Source organism: Mesorhizobium sp. M7A.F.Ca.US.007.01.2.1 (genome assembly GCF_003998165.1).
Lineage (GTDB): Bacteria > Pseudomonadota > Alphaproteobacteria > Rhizobiales > Rhizobiaceae > Mesorhizobium > Mesorhizobium ciceri.
Genome location: NZ_RZQP01000114.1, coordinates 1 through 19,393, shown reverse-complemented (window position 1 = coordinate 19,393; position 19,393 = coordinate 1). Strand labels below are relative to the sequence as shown.

The window sequence follows — 19,393 nt, the reverse complement described above, 5'->3', positions numbered from 1 at the left end:
CTCAGGCACAGAACCTCCGCTCCGAAATTCGGCAATTCTGGTGAAGTAGACGTGAGTAAGAAACCAGGAGCTCTACCGCGCTTCCTAGCTCGACAGGCCGATCGCGTCACAGGCCAGCATGTAAGCGCCTCACCACAAAATTCGCACCAACCAGATTTACAACTGACATGTTAGTGAGATATCACTGCCTTCGAACTTCTTTTCGGAGACCCCCGGTGACATCACGTTTTGGCCTTTCGGCCGCCCTCGCCACGCCTTTCGATGCCTCCGGGCAGATCGCCACCGCCCTCATGGTCGCCCAGGCCAAGCGTTGCCTGGCGGAGGGGTGCACTAGTGTTACGCTTTTTGGCACCACCGGCGAAGGCGCATCGGTTGGCACCGGGGAGCGGCGGTCGGTGACCGCAGCCATGCTGGCTGCCGGCATCCTGCCGCATCAGCTTGTTGCCGGCGTGCTGGTCGATGCGGCCGAAGACGCCGCTGAGCAGGCCCGGCATGCCTTGCAGCGCGGCGCCCGCAACATTCTGCTGGCGCCGCCGAGCTACTTCAAGAATGTCGGCGACGATGGTCTTTTCGGCTGGTTTTCCACTGTCTTTGCCGTGCTCGGTCCCCTCGCCCGTGGCGTTCTGCTCTACAACATTCCGTCGGTCACCATGGTGCAGCTCTCGCTTGACCTGATCGGCCGATTGCGTACGGCTTTTCCGGATGTCATTGCGGGGGTCAAGGATTCCGGCGGGGATTGGGACTACAGCGAGGCGCTGCTCGGCGCCCATGGCGATCTGGTGATCTTGATCGGTGACGAGCGGCATCTGGCACGAGCCGTGCGAATTGGTGCTCAAGGCGCAATCTCCGGCATGGCCAATTTCGTTACCAGCGAAATCCGGGCCATGGCCGAGGACGGGCGCGACGACACACGCGTCGAGCGTTTCGTGCTCGAATTGCTCAAACACCCGGTAACGCCGGCGGTGAAGGTCATGGTGGCGCGCAAGACCGGCGACGACCGCTGGCTGGCGGTCCGTCCGCCGCTGGAGCCGATCGGTTCGCAGGGGCGACAACAGCTGGCTGACGCCTATGATGGGCTGTTTGCCAGGGAATCAGCCTGACCGGCAAAGGGATACGCGCTGAAATGGAAGACGGCAGCGAGCCGACCACGCTTAGGGAAAAAGCCTATGCCAGCTTCACGCGGCATTTGCTGGCCCGCGATCTGCTGCCGGGCCAGTTCGTATCGCAGCGCGAACTGGTTGCCTTCACCGGGCTGCCGCTCGGCGCCATTCGCGAAATCGTGCCGCGTCTCGAGGCCGAAGGGCTTCTGACGACGATCCCGCAGCGCGGCATGCAGATCGCCCATATCGACATCAGCCTGATCCGCGAGGCTTTTCAGTTCCGCCTGTTCATGGAACGCGAAGCGGTGGCGCTGTTCACCGCCAGCGCTTCCGATGACGAACTTGCCCGCCTGCGGCGCGAACACGAGGAGATGCTGGCTCAAGCCCTTTCGCAGGCGCCGACGCCGGAAATGGAAGCCAGGGCGCAGAGCATCGACTGGGCGATGCACGACACTTTCATCGATGCGCTGGGCAACGAGATCATCGCCAAGGCCTATCTGGTCAACTCGGTGAAGATCCGGCTGATCCATCAGGAGCGCTTCCGCATCGACGGGCGCGTCGTGCCGGTCATGCGTGAGCACCTTGCGGTCATCGAAGCCATGGAAAGCCGCGACCCGCAGAAGGCGGTCGAGGCGATCAGCCTGCACATCGACAAGGCGCGCCGGCTGGCGCTGCAAATCTGAGGAAGCATGAGCCGCGTCGCGGTCGCGACGCATTCGACAACGACAGCAACCGGGAGGAAGAAATGTCGTCCAATCTGTTCAACCCAACCAGGAGGCAACTCCTCCAGGGAACCGCGGCACTTGCCGCCGCCGGCCTTGTGGGTGTTCGCCCAGGCTTTGCCGCGGCCGTCGACTGGAAGCGCTTTGCCGGCACGACGCTCGACGTCAATCTGGTGAAAAGCCCGCGCAGCGACACCCTGATAAAATATCTCGCCGAGTTCGAGGAGTTGACCGGGATCAAGGTCAATGCCGAGGCAACGCCTGAGCAGCAGCAGCGCCAGAAGACGGTGATCGAATTGAGCTCCGGCAAGCCGAGCTTCGACGTCGTGCATCTGAGCTACCATGTGCAGAAGCGGCAGTTCGAAAAAGGCGGCTGGCTTGCCGACATATCAGGCTATCTCGCCGACCCCACCCTTACTGATCCGGGTCTGGTCGAAAACGATTTCGCCGACGCCGGCATGCTGTTCGCCAAGGACGGTCAGGGCGTGCTGCGCTCGCTGCCCTTCTCGGTCGACTACTGGATCGTTTACTGGAACAAGGAGTTGTTCGAGGCCAAGGGCCTCAAATATCCCGAAACCTTCGAGCAGCTGGTGGCCGCGGCCGAGGCGCTGACCGACCCGTCGACCAATACTTACGGTTTCGTCGCCCGCGGCATCAAGAACGCCAACACGCCGGTGTGGACATCGCTCATGCTCGGCTACGACATGACGCCACTCGACGCTCAGGGCAAGCTGCGCACGACGTCGCCCGAGGCGATCGAGGCCGCCAGCCTCTACCAGCGGCTGATGACCAAATCCGCGCCTCCAGGCGTCACTGGCTTCAACTGGGCCGAAGCGCAGTCCGCCTTCCTGCAAGGCAAGATCGGCATGTGGTTCGATGGCGTCGGCTTTGCCCCGCCGATGGAAAATCCGGAAAAATCGCGGGTGGTCGGCAAGGTCGGCTATGGCGTCATGCCCAAGGGTCCCAAGGCGCACGCGGCTGGCACCTTCGGCGACGGTATCGGCGTGACGGCCACCAGCGAGAAGAAGGAGGCCGCCTATCTGTTCTGCCAGTGGGCCGTGTCGCCGGTCATGGGCGCGCGCCTGCTGCAGGCAGGCGCCGGCGTACCGTTCCGCAAATCGGTGCTCGAAGATCCAAAGGTGCGCGAAGGCGTCACAATGCCGGCAAGCTGGCTCGATGCGGTGGTCGGCTCCGGCAATGTCAGCCGGCTGTCGCTGCCGGTCATCATCCCGGTCACAGAGTTCCGCGACATCTACGGCGTGGCGCTGACCAATTTGATCGCCGGCGCCGATCCCGCCGAGGAGTTGAAGAAGGCTACCGACCAATTCCAGCCGGTCCTCGACAGGAGCGAGCAAGGCTGATGTCCGCCACCACCCCAGAACGCACCGGGGTGACGACGCAAGCCATCGAAGGGAGCCAGACGATCCGGCTGGCTCCCAACTACTGGCCTTTCGTCGTTCCGGCGCTCGTCGTCGTCGGCGCCGTGATCGTCTTTCCCTGGGCCTTCACGCTGTGGATGAGCGTCAACCGCTGGACGCTCGGCCAGTCGCGAAGCTTTGCCGGGATGGAGAATTATCTGCGGCTGGCGTACGACCAACGCTTCTGGGAATCGCTTCTCCATACGTTGAGCTACACCTTCCTTTCGGTTGCCGCGCCGATGTTGCTCGGCACCATCGCCGCCCTGATCTTCGACGCCAGGTTTCCGCTGCGTGGCCTGCTGCGCGGCGTCTTCGTGATGCCTATGATGGCAACGCCCGTCGCCGTGGCGCTGGTCTGGACGATGATGTTCCACCCCCAGCTCGGCGTCCTCAACTATCTTCTGTCGCTGGTCGGCATTCCGGCGCAGGAATGGATCTTCAACGCCAACACGGTCATCCCGTCGCTGGTTGCGGTCGAGACCTGGCAGTGGACGCCGCTGGTGATGCTGATCGTGCTCGGCGGCCTGGCGTCCGTGCCGCGCGAGCCGTTCGAAAGCGCCGAAATCGACGGCGCCAATGCCTGGCAGCAATTCCGCTATCTCACCTTGCCGATGATCGCGCCGTTCCTGATGATCGCGGTGATCATCCGCACCATCGACGCACTGAAGAGTTTCGACATCATCTACGCGATGACCCAGGGCGGGCCGGGCACGGCCTCGGAGACCATCAACATCTATCTCTACAACACCGCCTTCTCCTACTACGACATCGGCTATGGCTCGGCCATGGCCGTGGTGTTCTTCATCGTCATCGTCGCCCTGTCCTTCATCCTCCTGATGTTGCGCCAGCGCTCGCAGTGGATCGGCGTGGAGGGCAAATAGATGAGTTCACGACTGCTCAACCGGATCGGGCTGTTCTTCGCGGCCCTGGTCTTCGTCTCGCCGGCGATCCTGTTCTTCCTCTGGATGATCTCGCTGTCGCTGAAATTCGAGATCGACAACGGCGCCTTTCCGCCGATCCTGATCCCCGAACATCTCGCCTGGTCGAACTATGCAAAAGTGTTCGAGGAGAACAATTTCCTGCTCTATCTCTGGAATTCGGTTCTGGTGACCGGCACGGCGACGCTTTTGGCGCTGCTGATCGGCGTGCCGGCCGGCTATGGCATCGCGCGGCTCAAGGCCGAGCGATCGGCGGTGGTCATCATGATCGCCCGCATGACGCCGGGGCTTTCCTATCTCATCCCGCTGTTCCTGCTGTTCCAATGGGTCGGCATTCTCGGCACGCTGTGGCCGCAGATCATCATCCATCTGGTGGTGACCGTGCCGATCGTCGTCTGGGTGATGATCGGCTATTTCGAGACCACCCCGATGGAACTGGAAGAGGCCGCCAACATCGACGGCGCCAGTTCCTGGCAGGTGTTCCGGCTGGTCGCCTTGCCCATCGCCAAGCCGGGCATAGTGGTCGCCTTTATCCTGTCCGTCATCTTCTCATGGAACAATTTCGTCTTCGGCGTGGTGCTCGCCAGCCGTGAGACGCGCACGCTGCCGGTCGCCGTCTACAACATGCTCTCCTACGAGCAAGTGAGCTGGGGGCCGCTCGCCGCCGCGGCCCTGGTGGTGACACTGCCGGTACTGGTCCTGACCATGTTCGCACAAAGGCAGATCGTCGCCGGACTGACCGCGGGCGCCGTCAAGGGCGGCTGAAGGCACGCTACGGCATCGCACTCTTTTTCGAGGAAAACCCAATGGCATCGGTCACAATCAACAACGTGCAAAAGGCTTTCGGAACGGCCAGGATTATCCACGATGTCAGCGTCGATATCGCTGACGGCGAGTTCGTCATCCTGGTCGGCCCGTCGGGCTGCGGGAAGTCGACGCTGCTGCGCATGATTGCCGGACTTGAAACGATCTCGGGCGGCAGGATCGCCATTGGCGATCGCACCGTCAACAATCTGCGGGCGCGCGACCGGAACATCGCCATGGTGTTCCAGAACTACGCGCTCTATCCGCACATGACGGTGGCCGACAATATGGGCTTTGCCCTCAAGATCAAGAAAGCCGATCCGGCCGACACCGCAAGCCGCGTCGGCAGGGCCGCCAGCATCCTGGGCCTCGACAAGCTGCTCGACCGCTATCCGCGCCAGCTCTCCGGCGGCCAGCGCCAGCGCGTCGCCATGGGCCGCGCCATCGTGCGCGACCCGCAAGTCTTCCTGTTCGACGAGCCGCTCAGCAATCTCGACGCCAAATTGCGCGTCCAGATGCGCGGCGAGATCAAGGCGTTGCACCAGCGGCTGGGCACCACCACCATTTACGTCACGCATGATCAGATCGAGGCCATGACCATGGCCGACAAGATCGTCGTGCTGCATGACGGCCTTGTCGAGCAGATCGGTGCGCCGCTCGACCTCTATGACCGTCCGGCCAATCTGTTCGTTGCCGGCTTCATTGGCTCGCCGGCCATGAACTTCATTGCCGGCCGCGTCGAGGAAGGCGTTTTCCGCAGCGCCAGTGGGCTGACCCTGCCGCTGCCGGAAGGCATCAACCTGGCAAAAATTCCCGTGGGTGAACTCATCTACGGCATCCGTCCCGAACATATCCGAGCAACGATTTCCCAGGGTATTGCCGGCACGATCGTGCTTCTGGAAGCCACGGGTTCGGAAATCTTCGCCAGGGTCGACTGCGCCGGCGAGGAAATCTCCTGCCTGTTCCGGGAGCGGCTTGCGCTGAAGCAAGGCGCGCAGATGCGCATCGAGATCGACCGCGCCTGTGCTCATCTGTTCGACGCCAAGACCGGTCGGCGATTCTAGCGCAAAGGTCTGATATCCCGGCGCAAAGGTCTCAAGCCACGGTTCGCTCTTGCCACTCGCATCGCTTGGCAGCAATCTCGGATCAAAGAGCCGCTCATCGGGTGGATGTCGGCGTCCCGGGGTTTTGCCATGACACGCGATCAGATGCTCGCCCACCTTCGATCCGCCGACGCGGTCGCGCGCGAGGCGGCGGCACATGGGCATCATCCCTTTGGTTGCGTTCTGGTCGGGCCGGATGACCGCGTGCTGATGCGGCAGGGCAATCTCGACACGGTGCGCCATGCCGAGACGGAGCTCGCCCGGCGCGCCGCGGCTGCCTACGAGCCGGAGTTCCTGTGGCAATGCACGCTGGTCTCAACCTTCGAGCCGTGCGCGATGTGCGCCGGCACGATGTATTGGGCCAATATCGGGCGGCTGGTTTACGGGGTAGAGGAGACCGAGCTCCTGGCGCTCACCGGGGATCACGCGGAGAATCCTACGATGAGCCTCTCTTCGCGCACCGTCCTCGGCTCCGGCCAGAAAAAGATCGAGGTCTTTGGCCCCTTCGCCGACATCGCCGACGAGATGCTCGCACCGCACCGCGATTTCTGGAAGCGCTGACGGCTTCGTCCCGGCCGGTAAGGTCGATCAATGGCAGCAGTGACTGTCGGATCGCGGTGGGAGCCGCCGCCGTTCAACAAAATCAAAGACTTGTAGAATCAACGATCCGAAGTCGGACGATCTTGTCATGCGTTGCCCGTGGCGAGATCCTTGAGAAGGGCGTGCAGGCCGTGAAAACTCGGACAGTCGCTGCTTTCTCAAAGACTCAAAGGCCCTAAGTGGCTGATATTTAACGCTAAAACAATGGTGAGCGCGATGGGATTCGAACCCATGACCTACTGATTAAAAGTCAGTTGCTCTACCGGCTGAGCTACGCGCTCCCGCGGGCGAAAGGCGGCCCTCGAAATTGCGCGGAACATAGGGAGAGTGCCTCGACCGGTCAACCGGAAAAAGAGGTCTCGCAACACGGGCGGCTTCGCCCTGTCGCGGCAATTGTCCCACGCGCTGTCGGGGGAGAACGGCCAAGGAACGCTGCCATTTATGCCTGACGGTGGCATCCAGTCTGGGGAACAATTGTATGCGCCGCTCGTTTTTCGGGCACAGGGACGTCCGCCAAACCATCGAGGAGAAGACCAATGAACAGAATCACAACGAGCCTGCTGGCGACCGCTCTCTCCGCCACATTCGTTGCGGCGGAGGCGGTGTCGGTTAATGCCCAACCGAACTATGTGCCGCAGTCCCAGGTCGCGGTGCCGGATGTACAGACAGTCCAGTACCGGGAGTGGCGCAAGGACCGCTACAATCGCAATTTTTCGCGTGACCGCAGTTTTTCGCGTGACCGCAATTTTTCCCGCAATCGCGGCGCGTATTGGAACGGCCATCGGGGCTATCGTGAATATCGCCCCGGCTACCGTCGTCACGGCGATTATTGGTTCCCGCTTGCGGCCTTCGCTACCGGCGCGCTGATTACCGGGGCAATCATCAACAACGAAAACAACCGCGTCTACGGGGGCAACGCCCACGTCCAGTGGTGCTACGACCACTATCGCAGCTACCGTGCTTCGGACAACACGTTCCAGCCGAATTACGGCCCTCGCAGGGAGTGCCGCTCGCCTTACTGATCCGAAGTGTGAGTACCGAGTAAAAATGGCCTGCGCCGGCAACGGCGCGGGCCATTTTTCGACGTGCCCAGGCGCGAGAGTGCTGGTCAGTTCGCCCAGTTGATACTTTTGAAAATCAAATAGAGCGCTCCACCCTCACCACGCGGTGAGCGATACGCACCGAGAGCATGGCAAATTCGAACCATTGTTCCCGTCAATTCCCAACCCAGCGCTTCCAGGTCATTGCCGGCGTTGGGCACATAGGCCTGGGCCAACTCATCTATGCTGTTCTTCTCGCCGAAGGAGCGAACCAGCTTGGCGTCGCTGAGAAGCTCGCTGGGCAAATTCGAATTTGCCCAAGCCCACAGCCAATTGCTGGCCTTGGCGCTCGTGGAGCCTGCAATCTGGATCTCAGTGACGATCTTGACGCCTCCTTCATCCGAGAACAGAAGCTTTCCGGCCGTGAGGTCATAGTCATAGCGTGACCAACTGCCGAGGCGAAAATCTCTATGCAAGCGGTCATTCTTGGCATGCAGTTGCTCAACGGCCGCCGCGCCAAGCAGGATACCAGTCTGGCTTCATTCTCCCCTCACCCTGATGGCTGCTCACTACACGCTGAGCGTCCGGCGCACAGCATCGCGCCAACCAGCAAGTTTGGCTGCGCGCGCGGAGCCATCCATGGCCGGCTGGAACCTCCGCTCCAGCGCCCAGCTCTTCGCGAATTTCTTGGCATCCGGCCACACGCCTGCCTTCGACCCGGCGAGCCACGCGGCACCCAGCGCCGTCGTCTCCAGGATGGTCGGACGGTCGACCGGCGCGTCGAGGATGTCGGCCAGCCTCTGCATGGTCCAGTCCGACGCAACCATGCCGCCGTCGACCCGCAGCACGGTCTTGGCCGAAGCTCCCTTCCAGTCCTTACGCATGGCGTCGAGCAGGTCGCGCGTCTGGTAGGCGACGGATTCGAGTGCGGCGCGGGCGAATTCCGCCGGCCCGGAATTGCGCGTCAGCCCGAAAATGGCGCCGCGTGCCTCGGCGTCCCAATGCGGCGCGCCGAGCCCGACGAAGGCCGGCACCAGATAGACGTTTTGCGTTGGATCAGCCTCGGCAGCCAGCTTGCCGCTTTGCTCGGCCTTGCCGATCACCTTGATGCCGTCGCGCAGCCATTGGACCGCGGCGCCGGCAATGAAGATCGAGCCCTCCAGCGCATAAGTGGTCTTGCCGTTCAGCCTGTAGGCAATAGTGGTCAAGAGCCGGTTCTTCGAACGCACAAGGTCGCTGCCGGTGTTGAGCAGCGCAAAGCAGCCCGTGCCGTAGGTGGATTTCATCATGCCCGGCTCGAAACAGGCCTGGCCGATGGTCGCCGCATGCTGGTCGCCGGCAACACCGAGGATTCTTATCTCGGCGCCGAAGAGATTTTTCTCCGTGATTCCATAGTCATCGGCGCAGTCCTTTACCTCGGGTAGCATTTTCGCCGGGATGTTCAGTATCGACAGTAGTTCGTTGTCCCAGGCATTTTTCTCGATATTGTAGACCAGCGTGCGCGACGCGTTGGTGGCATCCGTGGCGTGGACCTTGCCGCCGGTCAGCCGCCAGATCAGAAAGCTGTCGATGGTGCCGGCGAGCAACTCGCCCTTCTCGGCACGACGCCGCGCGCCTTTTACCTTGTCCAGCATCCAGGCGATCTTGGTACCGGAAAAATACGGATCAAGCAGCAGGCCGGTTTTTTTGGTGAACTTTTTCTCCAGTCCCTGCTTCTTCAGTTTCTGGCACAGCGGCGTGGTGCGCCGGTCCTGCCAGACAATGGCATTGTGGATCGGCTTGCCGGTCGCCTTGTCCCAGATGACGATGGTCTCGCGCTGATTGGTGATGCCGAGCGCGGCCACCTCGGAAGCAGCCCGGCCGGCATTCTTCAGCGCCGCCTTCACGGTCGTCACCACGCTCGCCCAGATGTCTTCGGGATCGTGCTCGACCCAGCCGGAGGCCGGATAGTGCTGGGCGAATTCCTTCTGCCCGCTGCCGGCAACCTTCATATCGCCGTCGAACAGGATCGCCCGGGTCGAAGTCGTGCCCTGGTCGATGGCAAGGATGTATCCGGTCATTCTGCTTCCCCGCTTAATGCATGTCGCCCAAAAATGACCTCGGTTTTGGGAGAACGACATGCACAAAAACAAAGACCTAAAGCGCGTTGCATGAATCCGTCTCAGCGCGACGCGCTTTAGTCTTTTACACAAACAGGGGAGACGGCAAGATGCCGCCTCCCCCTATTCTCGTGATGCTGGCGCGAGCGCCGACACCAAGGCTACTTCTGCCAGCTCTTCACCAATTCGTCGTAGTTGATGGTGATCGGCTTTTCCTTCTCGTTCTCGATCTTCAACTGAGGAGCGAGATTGCCCTTCTTGACCGCGTCGGCGTTCCAGTAGGCGAGGTCATGCTCTTCGGCCATCTTCGGGCCGATATCGCCCTGAACGCCCGACTTCTCGATGCGGCTCATGACCTTTTCCTGTTCGCCGCAGAGCGAGTCCATCGCTTCCTGCGCGGTCTTGGCGCCCGACGACGCATCGCCGATCGCCTGCCACCAGAGCTGTGCCAGCTTTGGATAATCAGGCACGTTGGTGCCGGTCGGCGACCACTGGACGCGGGCCGGCGAACGGTAGAACTCGATCAGGCCGCCGAGCTTCGGAGCCCGCTCGGTGAAGCTCTTGTCGTGGATCGTGCTCTCGCGGATGAAGGTCAGGCCGACATGGCTTTTCTTCACGTCGACAGTCTTCGAGGTGACGAACTGCGCGTAGAGCCAGGCGGCCTTGGCGCGGTCGGTCGGGGTCGACTTCATCAGCGTCCAGGAGCCGACATCCTGATAGCCGAGCTTCATGCCATCCTTCCAGTAGACACCATGCGGCGACGGCGCCATGCGCCACTTGGGCGTACCGTCGTCGTTCAGCACCGCCTTGGCGCCGGCATCGACCATCGAAGCGGTGAAGGCGGTGTACCAGAAGATCTGCTGGGCAACCGCGCCCTGCGCCGGAACCGGGCCGGATTCGGAGAAGGTCATGCCCTGGGCTTCCGCCGGAGCGTAGGCCTTCAGCCAGTCGAGGTATTTCTGGATCGAGTAGACGGCGGCCGGGCCATTGGTGTCGCCGCCGCGCGCCGTGCAGGAGCCGACCGGACGCGAATTCTCGTCGACCTTGATGCCCCACTCATCGACCGGCAGACCGTTCGGCAGGCCCTTGTCGCCATTGCCGGCCATCGACAGCCAGGCGTCGGTGAACCGCCAGCCGAGCGACGGGTCCTTCTTGCCGTAGTCCATGTGGCCATAGACCTTCTTGCCGTCGATCTCGCGGCCGGTGAAGAACTCGGCGATGTCCTCATAGGCAGACCAGTTGACGGGAACGCCAAGGTCGTAGCCGTACTTGGCCTTGAAGTCCGCCTTGTTCTTCTCGTCGTTGAACCAGTCGTAACGGAACCAGTAGAGGTTCGCGAACTGCTGGTCGGGAAGCTGATAGAGCTTCTTGTCCGGAGCGGTCGTGAACGAGGTGCCGATAAAATCCTTCAGGTCGAGGTTCGGGTTGGTGACATCCTTGCCCTCGCCCGCCATCCAGTCGGTCAAATTGCGCACCTGCTGGTAGCGCCAGTGGGTGCCGATCAGGTCGGAATCGTTGACCCAGCCGTCATAAAGGTTCTGGCCCGTCTGCATCTGGGTCTGGATCTTCTCGACGACGTCGCCTTCCTGGATGACGTCATGCGTGATCTTGATGCCGGTGATGGCGGTAAAGGCCGGCGCCAGCACCTGCGATTCATACTGGTGCGTGGCGATGGTTTCCGAAACGACCTTGATGTCCATGCCGGCGAAAGGCTTCGCGGCATCGATGAACCACTGCATTTCGGCTTCCTGGCCAGCGCGGTCGAGCGTCGAGAGCGGGCCGATTTCCTTGTCCAGGAAAGCCTTTGCCTCGTCCATCCCGGCATAGGCATTGCCCACGCCCAGCAACAGGACAAGGGCCGTCGTTGATGTTAAAAATTGCCTTCGCATGTGTTTCCTCCACAGTTTTAAGGTTCAAGTGCGATCTGGAGCGGCCGCCGGCACGCGGTCGCTCCAACAGTTTCCCCCTCTATACGTAGCGGAACACGCCAATGGCGTAGACCACGGAGAGAGCGAGAGCCCACCACAGGTTGGATCCGACAAGACCCAACCAAGCGAGATGGATAAAAGCGCTGCCAAGCAGCGACAGGAAAAGACGGTCGCCGCGCGTTGTCTCGAAGCGCAGCACGCCGACGCGCGGATTGCCGCCCGGCGAAGCGTATTCCCAAGCCGCCATGCCGCACAGCAGCAGAAGGATGGTCCCGAAAAAGGCCGCCGTCGGCCACGTCCACGCCATCCAGGTGAGGTCGAAATTCATCGTCAAACCCTCCCCAGGGCGAAGCCCTTGGCGATATAATTGCGCACAAACCAAATGACGAGCGCGCCGGGGATCAACGTCAGCACGCCGGCGGCGGCGAGCAGGCCCCAGTCCATGCCAGCGGCCGAAACCGTGCGGGTCATGGTGGCGGCGATCGGCTTGGCGTCGGTGGTGGTCAGCGTACGGGCGATAAGCAGTTCCACCCACGAGAACATGAAGCAGAAGAAGCAGGCCACGCCGATGCCGCTGGCGATCAGGGGCATGAAGATTCTGACGAAGAAGCGCGGGAACGAATAGCCGTCGATATAGGCGGTTTCGTCGATTTCCTTCGGCACACCCGACATGAAGCCTTCGAGGATCCACACCGCCAGCGGCACGTTGAACAGGCAGTGCGCCAGCGCCACCGCAATGTGCGTGTCGATCAGGCCGAAGGCCGAATAGAGCTGGAAGAACGGCAGCGCGAACACCGCCGGCGGCGCCATGCGGTTGGTCAGCAGCCAAAAGAACAGGTGCTTGTCGCCGAGGAAGCGGTAGCGCGAGAAGGCGTAGGCTGCCGGCAGCGCGGCAGCCACCGAAATCACCATATTCATCACCACATAGGTGATCGAGTTGATGTAGCCCGAGTACCAGGAGGCGTCGGTGAAGATGGTGACGTAGTTGGCGAGCGTCGGCTGGTGCGGATAGAGCGTCAGCGAGGAGACGATCTCGGCATTGGTCTTGAAGCTCATGTTGATGAGCCAGTAGATCGGCAGCAAAAGCACGACGATGTAGACCGTCGGCACGATCCACCACCAGCGCGATTCCTCGCCGCGTTTGCGCATCAGCCGGGCGACCTGATCCTGCGACAGTGTGCTCGCCAGTTTGCCCGCTGCTGTGGTCTCGCTCACTCTATCGGCTCTTTCGTTGGCGCCGGTCATCTCAGCGCTCCGCGTCGTAGTTGGTCATCACGGTGTAGAAGACCCATGACAGCAGAAGGACGATGAGGAAGTAGACCAGCGACATGGCTGCGGCCGGACCGAGGTCGAACTGGCCGAGCGCGGTCTTGACGAGGTCGATCGACAGGAATGTCGTCGAGTTGCCGGGACCGCCGCCCGTCACCACGAAGGGTTCGGTATAGATCATGAATGAGTCCATGAAGCGAAGCAGCACGGCGATCAGCAGCACCCTGTTCATCTTCGGCAGCTGGATGTAGCGGAACACCGCCCAGCGCGAGGCGCCATCGATCTTGGCCGCCTGATAGAAGGCATCCGGAATGGAGACCAGGCCGGCATAGCAGAGCAGCACAACGAGGCTGGTCCAGTGCCAGACATCCATGATGATGACGGTGACCCAGGCATCGAACGGGTCCTGCACATAGTTGTAGTCGATGCCGAGCGCGTTGACGTAGTAGCCGAGCAGGCCGATGTCGTTGCGGCCGAAGACCTGCCAGATGGTGCCGACGACGTTCCACGGAATCAGCAGCGGCAGCGCCATCAGGACCAGGCAGACCGGCACGCCCCACCCCTTTTTCGGCATGTTGAGCGCAATGAAGATGCCGAGCGGCACTTCGATGGCCAGGATGATGAAGGAGAAGATCAGGTTGCGGACCATCGCTTCCCAGAAACGGCTGGAAGACAGCAGTTCCTCGAACCACTCGGTGCCGGCCCAGAAGAAGACGTTGTTGCCGAACGTGTCCTGCACCGAATAGTTGACGACGGTCATCAGCGGGATGACCGCCGAGAACGCCACCAGCACCAGCACCGGCAGCACCAGGAACCAGGCCTTGTTGTTCCAGGTCTTTTCCATCTATGCCCCCATCTCGACGCGCCAGGAATCGGCATAGATGTTGATGCCGGCCGGCTCGAACCGCACCTTCGGATCGGCCGGCACGGTCTCGTCCTCGCCGATGACGGCCGCAATCTCGCGGCCTTCGAGCTTGGCGCGGACCACCTTGTGGCGGCCGAGATCCTCGACCTTGCTGACCTGCACGGCCATGCCGTCGCGGCCAAGCCGGACATATTCGGGACGGATGCCGAGTTCGATGGCGCCGCTGCCCGCTTTTGGCGCGCCCGGCAGTTCGATGCGCTGCGAGCCGAGCGTCGCCGTCTTGCCGTCGATGGCCACCGGCATGACGTTCATGCCGGGCGAGCCGATGAAATAACCGACAAAGGTATGGCGTGGCCGTTCGAACAGTTCGGCCGGCGTGCCGATCTGGACGATGCCGCCGTCATACATGACCACGACCTGGTCGGCGAAGGTCAGCGCCTCGGTCTGGTCGTGGGTCACATAGACCATGGTGTAGCCGAAGCGGCGGTGCAGCTGCTTCAGCTGCGAGCGCAGCACCCATTTCATATGCGGGTCGATGACGGTCAGCGGCTCGTCGAACAGGATGGCGTTGACGTCGGAGCGCACCAGCCCGCGGCCGAGCGAGATCTTCTGCTTCTGGTCGGCGGTCAGGCCCCTCGCCTTCTTCTTCGCCCAGGACGCCAGGTCGATCATCTCCAGCGTCTCGCGCACCTTGCGGTCGACATCGGCTTCCGGCACGCCGCGATTGCGCAGCGGGAAGGCCAGATTGTCGTAGACGGTCATGGTGTCGTAGATGACCGGGAACTGGAACACCTGCGCGATATTGCGCTCCTGCGTCGACAAATTGGTCACGTCCTTGCCGTTGAACAGCAACTGACCGTGCGACGGGTGCAGCAATCCCGAAATGATGTTGAGCAGCGTGGTCTTGCCGCAGCCCGATGGCCCGAGCAGCGCATAGGCGCCGCCGTCCTCGAAGGTGTGGTGCACTTCCCTGAGCGCGAAATCGGCATCCTTCCGAGGGTTCGGCAGATAGGAATGCCTGACATGGTTGACGTCTATGCGTGCCATATCTTTCCCCTCAAGCCGCCAGCTTCGGCGCGGCCACGGCACGGCCGTGCTCGTCGAAGACCATGATGTGGCGCGGATCGATGAACACCTCGATCTCGGCGTCGGGTTCGAAGTCGCGGATGCCGTGGCTCAGCATCACCCAGCGTGCATCCGCGAAATCGAGATGGATGAAGCTTTCCGAGCCGGTGATTTCGGTGATCGTCACCTTGGCGCGCACCGGCACAGCGGCGGCATTGGGCCGATCGAGCGACAGGTGATGCGGCTGAAAACCGACCGTGTACATGGCATCGGCAATGCCGGCGAGATCGGCGGGCACCGGCAGTTTGACCCCACCTTCGAGCAGGAAATCCCCACCTTTCTTGGCCAGCACGATGGTGTTGAGCGGCGGGTCGGCGAAAGTCTTGGCCGTCACCAGATCGACCGGTTTGCGGAACACGTCGATGGTCGGTCCGAACTGGGTGATGCGCCCTTCGGAAAGCGTCGCCGTGTTGCCGCCGAGCAGCAGCGCTTCGTGCGGCTCGGTCGTGGCGTAGACGAAGATGGTGCCGGCGGCGGCGAAGATCCTGGGCAATTCGGCGCGCAGTTCCTCGCGCAATTTGTAGTCGAGATTGGCGAGCGGTTCGTCGAGCAGCACCAGGCTGGCGTTCTTGACGATGGCGCGCGCCAGTGCGGTGCGCTGCTGCTGGCCACCGGACAGGCTGAGCGGCGTGCGGTCGAGATAGGGCGTCAGCTTGAGAAGTGCTGCGGCATGGCGCACTTCCTTGTCGATCTTCGCCTGATCGGTTCCCGCCACCCTGAGCGGCGAGGCGATGTTCTCGTAGACGGTCATCGCCGGATAGTTGATGAACTGCTGGTAGACCATGGCGATCTTGCGCTTCTGCACCGGCACGCCGGTGACATTCTGGCCGTCGAACCAGATCGAACCGGAGGTCGGCACGTCGAGGCCGGCCATCAGCCGCATCAGGCTGGTCTTGCCCGAAAGCGTCGGTCCGAGCAGGACATTGAGCGAGCCGTGCTGGAGCGTCAGCGACACATCGCTTATATGCGCGACAGCACCGACCGTCTTGGTGACGTTTCTCAGTTCCAGCATGACGCCTCCTCCCAGGCCTTCCGCATCAGCTCAAACCCCTCTTCATTCGGCAGCCGCGACATGGCGCCGGCTTATGCCGTGCATGAATTCATCGAGAGCCGCCACCTGCTCGCGGCTGAGATGCAGACCGCGCTTGGTACGGCGCCACAATACATCTTCCGATGTGACGGCCCATTCGTTTTGAACGAGATAGCGCACCTCGGCCTCGTAGAGATCGGCGCCGAAGTTGCGGCCGAGATCGACGTTCGATTTGGCCAGCCCCAGCAGCATCCTTGCGCGGGTGCCATAGAGCCGGGTCAGCCGGCGAGCCAGGCGCGCGTCGAGGAACGGATAGGCGGTCTTCAGTTTCGCCACTTCGGCATCGAAACCGGTGGCCGGGAAATCGCCGCCCGGCAACGGCGCGTTTGCCGTCCACGGCTTGCCGCGTTTACCCAGAAAACCCTCGATCTTTTCCAGCATCGATTCCGACAGCCGGCGATAGGTGGTGATCTTGCCGCCGAAGGCGTTGACGATCGGGGCGGCACCCTCGCCGCCATCGGCCTTGAGCACATAGTCGCGCGTCGCTTCCTGCGCCTTGGAGGCTCCGTCATCATAGAGCGGACGGACGGCCGAATAGGTCCAGACGATGTCCGAACGCTTGACGGCTTCAGCGAAATATTCGCTTGCCGCGGCGCAGAGGTAGTCGATCTCGGTGTCGCTGATGCTCACGTCATGCGGATCGCCGGGGTAATCCTGGTCCGTGGTGCCGATCAAGGTGAACTCTTCTTCGTAGGGAATGGCGAAGATGATGCGACCATCCCTGTTCTGGAAGAAATAGGCGCGCGGATCGTCGAACTTCCTGGCGATGACGATGTGGCTGCCCTGCACGAGGCGGACATTGTGCACATCGTTGAGGCCGACGACGCCGGAAAGCACATGATCGACCCAGGGTCCAGCGGCATTGACCAGCAGGCGCGCCTTGATCTCCTCGGTCTCGCCGGTCTGCAGATCCTCGACCTGGACCGTCCACAAGCCGTTTTCGCGGCGCGCGCCGGTCACTTTCGTGCGGGTGCGGACTGTCGCGCCGCGGTCGGCGGCATCACGTGCGTTCAGCGCCACCAGCCGCGCGTCATTGACCCAGCCATCCGAGTATTCGAAGGCCTTCTTGAATAGCGGCTTCAAAGGCTTGCCGGCCGGATCCCTGGCCATGTCCAGCGTCCGGGTCGCCGGCAGCAATTTGCGCCCGCCAATGTGGTCGTAGAGGAAGAGACCGAGCCTGATCAGCCAGGCCGGGCGCAGGCCCTTGGCATAGGGCAGCACGAAGCGCATCGGCCAGATGATGTGCGGCGCGTTCTTCCACAGAACCTCGCGCTCCATCAGTGCCTCGCGCACCAGGCGGAATTCGTAGAATTCGAGGTAGCGCAGGCCGCCATGGATCAATTTGGTCGAGCCCGAGGAGGTCCCGCTGGCGAGGTCGTTCATCTCGGCGAGAAAGACGGAAAAGCCACGCCCGACGGCGTCGCGGGCGATACCGCAGCCATTGATGCCGCCGCCTATGACGAAAATGTCACGGATCGGAGATGCGTCCACAAATTCCTCCAGCGATTTCGCATTGCACCATTTTTGGGCTTTTACGAAACCGTGTCGGAATTATTTCGAAATGATAACGAATGTCAAACGAAATATCACGGGCGCGTGATATCAGCTGAAAACCGCCTAGGCGAGCGACGTCTCGATCAGCTGAACCTCGGCCTCCTGGCAGATCTTGCGCACCGAGGGGATATCGCAGCGGTCGGTGATGAAGGTGTTGACCTGCGACAGATGGCCGATGCGCACCGGTGCGGTTCGCTCGAATTTGGTCTGGTCGGAAACCAGGATGACATGCCTTGCATTGGCGATGATCGCCTGCGCCACCTTGACCTCGCGAAAATCGAAGTCGAGCAAGGCCCCGTCATGGTCGATGGCGGATGCGCCGATCACCGCGTAATCGACCTTGAACTGCCTGATGAAATCGACCGCCGCCTCGCCGACCACACCGCCATCGGAACCGCGCACGACACCACCGGCGATCACCACTTCGATCGACGGATATATCCGCATCCTATTGGCAACATTGATGTTATTGGTGATGACCATGAGACCGTTGTGATCGAGCAACGCCTTGCTGACTGACTCGGTCGTGGTGCCGATGTTGATGAACAGCGAGGCGTTGTCGGGGATCAGCCTGGCTGCCGCACGGCCGATCGCCTCCTTCTCGTCGGCGGCAATCTTGCGTCTCGCCTCATACTCCATGTTCTCGATGCCGGAGGGGTACAGCGCGCCGCCATGGATGCGCGAGAGCAGCCGCTGGTCGCACAAATCGTTGAGGTCCTTGCGTATGGTCTGCGGCGTCACATTGAAGTGGTTGGCCAGATCATCGACCAGCACGCGGCCGTGATCCTTGGCCATCTGGATAATCTCGGCATGGCGCGGCGACAGATACATGGGCAACCTCCCGTTTTCGTTTTTCTTGTCTATAGTCGAAAACGAAACCGATGAAAAGGCATAAGCCGGCTAACGAAATCAGCGACCCAGGCCACGTGCGATTTCAGTAATCACCACAAAAGCCGTTTCGACATCGGCGGCGGTCGCCTCGAACTGTCCGACCTGGAACCGGATTGCGATCAGTCCATCAACCTTCGTCTGCGTCAGGTAGATGCGGCCATCGTCGTTGATCGCATTGACAAGGCGCAGATTGTGCTCGTCCCCGTCGGTTGCGGTCTTGTGCCGGAACGAGAACAACGACAGCATCGGTTCGCTGACGATCTCGAAATCCGGCTCCCTTGCCAGCCGCGCCGCCAGCCCTTCGCTCCACGCGACATGATTGCGGATCATCGCGCGCAGGCGTTCCAGGCCATGGGCGCGCAGCAGGAACCATAATTTCAACGCGCGAAATCGCCTCCCGAGCGGTACCGACCATTCGGAATAGTTGATGATGCCGTCATGACCGTGCGTCTTCAGATAATCCGGCTTGATGGCCAGCGTCCTGACATGGCTTTCAGGGTCGCGCAGGAACTGGATCGAGCAGTCGAACTGAGCGCCCAGCCATTTGTGCGGATTGAAAACGATCGAATCGGCGCCTTCGACGCCTGTCCAGAAATGCCGATATTCCGGACAGATCATCGCCGATCCCGCCCAGGCGGCATCGACATGGAGATAAAGCCCATGCCGCCGTGCCACCTCGGCAACCGCAGCAATGTCGTCGGTGCCGCCAGTGCTGGTGCCGCCGACGCAAGCGATGATGCCCGCCGGCAGCATGCCGGCTTCCCGGTCGGCGACGATTGCCGCCTCGAGCGCGGCCGTGTCCATGGCGCGAAAGCGGCCGCTGACGGGAATGCGCACGAGATTGTCC

The 19,393-nt window shown here is 61.8% G+C and carries 19 protein-coding genes and 1 tRNA gene; 8 read left to right on the top strand and 12 right to left on the bottom strand.

Features of this window, described 5'->3' with window-relative positions; genetic code table 11:
• The first annotated feature begins 215 nt into the window (after positions 1 to 215).
• The 7 genes from EN949_RS20340 (at position 216) to EN949_RS20310 (ending at position 6,646) form a co-directional block, all read left to right on the top strand.
• Positions 216 to 1,100 (top strand): dihydrodipicolinate synthase family protein, encoded by an 885-nt coding sequence (locus tag EN949_RS20340; protein ID WP_127366087.1) that lies wholly within the window; start codon positions 216 to 218, stop codon positions 1,098 to 1,100.
• A 23-nt stretch (positions 1,101 to 1,123) separates the two neighbouring features.
• A complete protein-coding gene (locus EN949_RS20335) occupies positions 1,124 to 1,783 on the top strand; it encodes a GntR family transcriptional regulator (RefSeq protein ID WP_064995846.1) in 660 nt (219 codons plus the stop codon).
• Positions 1,784 to 1,845: 62 nt separating this feature from the next.
• The gene (locus tag EN949_RS20330; protein ID WP_064995845.1) at positions 1,846 to 3,183 is read left to right on the top strand and encodes a sugar ABC transporter substrate-binding protein; all 1,338 of its coding nucleotides are present in this window, start codon (positions 1,846 to 1,848) and stop codon (positions 3,181 to 3,183) included.
• Positions 3,183 to 4,121, top strand: coding sequence for a sugar ABC transporter permease (locus EN949_RS20325; protein WP_013531801.1), 939 nt, complete (start codon positions 3,183 to 3,185; stop codon positions 4,119 to 4,121). The genes EN949_RS20330 and EN949_RS20325 overlap by 1 nt, the downstream gene beginning before the upstream one ends.
• Positions 4,122 to 4,943 carry a carbohydrate ABC transporter permease gene (locus EN949_RS20320; protein WP_127366088.1) on the top strand — a complete coding sequence of 274 codons (822 nt, stop codon included), beginning with the start codon at positions 4,122 to 4,124 and terminating at the stop codon, positions 4,941 to 4,943.
• 41 nt (positions 4,944 to 4,984) lie between these two features.
• A complete protein-coding gene (gene ugpC, locus EN949_RS20315; RefSeq protein ID WP_013531803.1) occupies positions 4,985 to 6,046 on the top strand; it encodes a sn-glycerol-3-phosphate ABC transporter ATP-binding protein UgpC in 1,062 nt (353 codons plus the stop codon).
• 129 nt (positions 6,047 to 6,175) lie between these two features.
• Complete coding sequence (locus EN949_RS20310) at positions 6,176 to 6,646, top strand: nucleoside deaminase (RefSeq protein ID WP_164768140.1); 471 nt, start codon at positions 6,176 to 6,178, stop codon at positions 6,644 to 6,646.
• 244 nt (positions 6,647 to 6,890) lie between these two features.
• On the opposite strand, the gene EN949_RS20305 is transcribed toward EN949_RS20310, so the two are convergent.
• A tRNA-Lys gene (locus tag EN949_RS20305) sits at positions 6,891 to 6,966 on the bottom strand.
• A gap of 255 nt (positions 6,967 to 7,221) precedes the next feature.
• On the opposite strand from EN949_RS20305, the gene EN949_RS20300 reads away from it, so the two are divergent.
• A complete protein-coding gene (locus EN949_RS20300) occupies positions 7,222 to 7,707 on the top strand; it encodes a BA14K family protein (protein WP_127370708.1) in 486 nt (161 codons plus the stop codon).
• An 86-nt stretch (positions 7,708 to 7,793) separates the two neighbouring features.
• On the opposite strand, the gene EN949_RS20295 is transcribed toward EN949_RS20300, so the two are convergent.
• The 11 genes from EN949_RS20295 to EN949_RS20240 form a co-directional block, all read right to left on the bottom strand.
• Positions 7,794 to 8,201 carry a DUF6882 domain-containing protein gene (locus EN949_RS20295; RefSeq protein ID WP_245459330.1) on the bottom strand — a complete coding sequence of 136 codons (408 nt, stop codon included), beginning with the start codon at positions 8,199 to 8,201 and terminating at the stop codon, positions 7,794 to 7,796.
• A gap of 93 nt (positions 8,202 to 8,294) precedes the next feature.
• Positions 8,295 to 9,785: a glycerol kinase GlpK gene (gene glpK / locus EN949_RS20290; protein WP_127367012.1), complete on the bottom strand. Its 1,491-nt coding sequence runs from the start codon at positions 9,783 to 9,785 to the stop codon at positions 8,295 to 8,297.
• Positions 9,786 to 9,985: 200 nt separating this feature from the next.
• Positions 9,986 to 11,713 carry an ABC transporter substrate-binding protein gene (locus EN949_RS20280; RefSeq protein WP_013531807.1) on the bottom strand — a complete coding sequence of 576 codons (1,728 nt, stop codon included), beginning with the start codon at positions 11,711 to 11,713 and terminating at the stop codon, positions 9,986 to 9,988.
• Between the two features lie 79 nt (positions 11,714 to 11,792).
• Positions 11,793 to 12,086, bottom strand: coding sequence for a DUF2160 domain-containing protein (locus EN949_RS20275; RefSeq protein WP_024503495.1), 294 nt, complete (start codon positions 12,084 to 12,086; stop codon positions 11,793 to 11,795).
• A complete protein-coding gene (locus tag EN949_RS20270) occupies positions 12,083 to 12,997 on the bottom strand; it encodes a carbohydrate ABC transporter permease (RefSeq protein ID WP_063167946.1) in 915 nt (304 codons plus the stop codon). The genes EN949_RS20275 and EN949_RS20270 overlap by 4 nt, the downstream gene beginning before the upstream one ends.
• A 1-nt stretch (position 12,998) precedes the next feature.
• Positions 12,999 to 13,865, bottom strand: coding sequence for a sugar ABC transporter permease (locus tag EN949_RS20265; protein ID WP_013531810.1), 867 nt, complete (start codon positions 13,863 to 13,865; stop codon positions 12,999 to 13,001).
• Positions 13,866 to 14,933: an ABC transporter ATP-binding protein gene (locus tag EN949_RS20260; protein ID WP_013531811.1), complete on the bottom strand. Its 1,068-nt coding sequence runs from the start codon at positions 14,931 to 14,933 to the stop codon at positions 13,866 to 13,868.
• A 10-nt stretch (positions 14,934 to 14,943) separates the two neighbouring features.
• Positions 14,944 to 16,023, bottom strand: a complete 1,080-nt coding sequence (locus tag EN949_RS20255) for an ABC transporter ATP-binding protein (RefSeq protein ID WP_024503497.1) — start codon at positions 16,021 to 16,023, stop codon at positions 14,944 to 14,946.
• Positions 16,024 to 16,065: 42 nt separating this feature from the next.
• Complete coding sequence (gene glpD, locus EN949_RS20250) at positions 16,066 to 17,592, bottom strand: glycerol-3-phosphate dehydrogenase (RefSeq protein WP_127370709.1); 1,527 nt, start codon at positions 17,590 to 17,592, stop codon at positions 16,066 to 16,068.
• Positions 17,593 to 17,718: 126 nt separating this feature from the next.
• A complete protein-coding gene (locus EN949_RS20245; protein ID WP_013531814.1) occupies positions 17,719 to 18,486 on the bottom strand; it encodes a DeoR/GlpR family DNA-binding transcription regulator in 768 nt (255 codons plus the stop codon).
• Positions 18,487 to 18,564: 78 nt separating this feature from the next.
• Positions 18,565 to 19,393 (bottom strand): pyridoxal-dependent decarboxylase (locus EN949_RS20240; protein WP_164782519.1); only part of this gene is annotated, 829 nt, incomplete at its 5' end.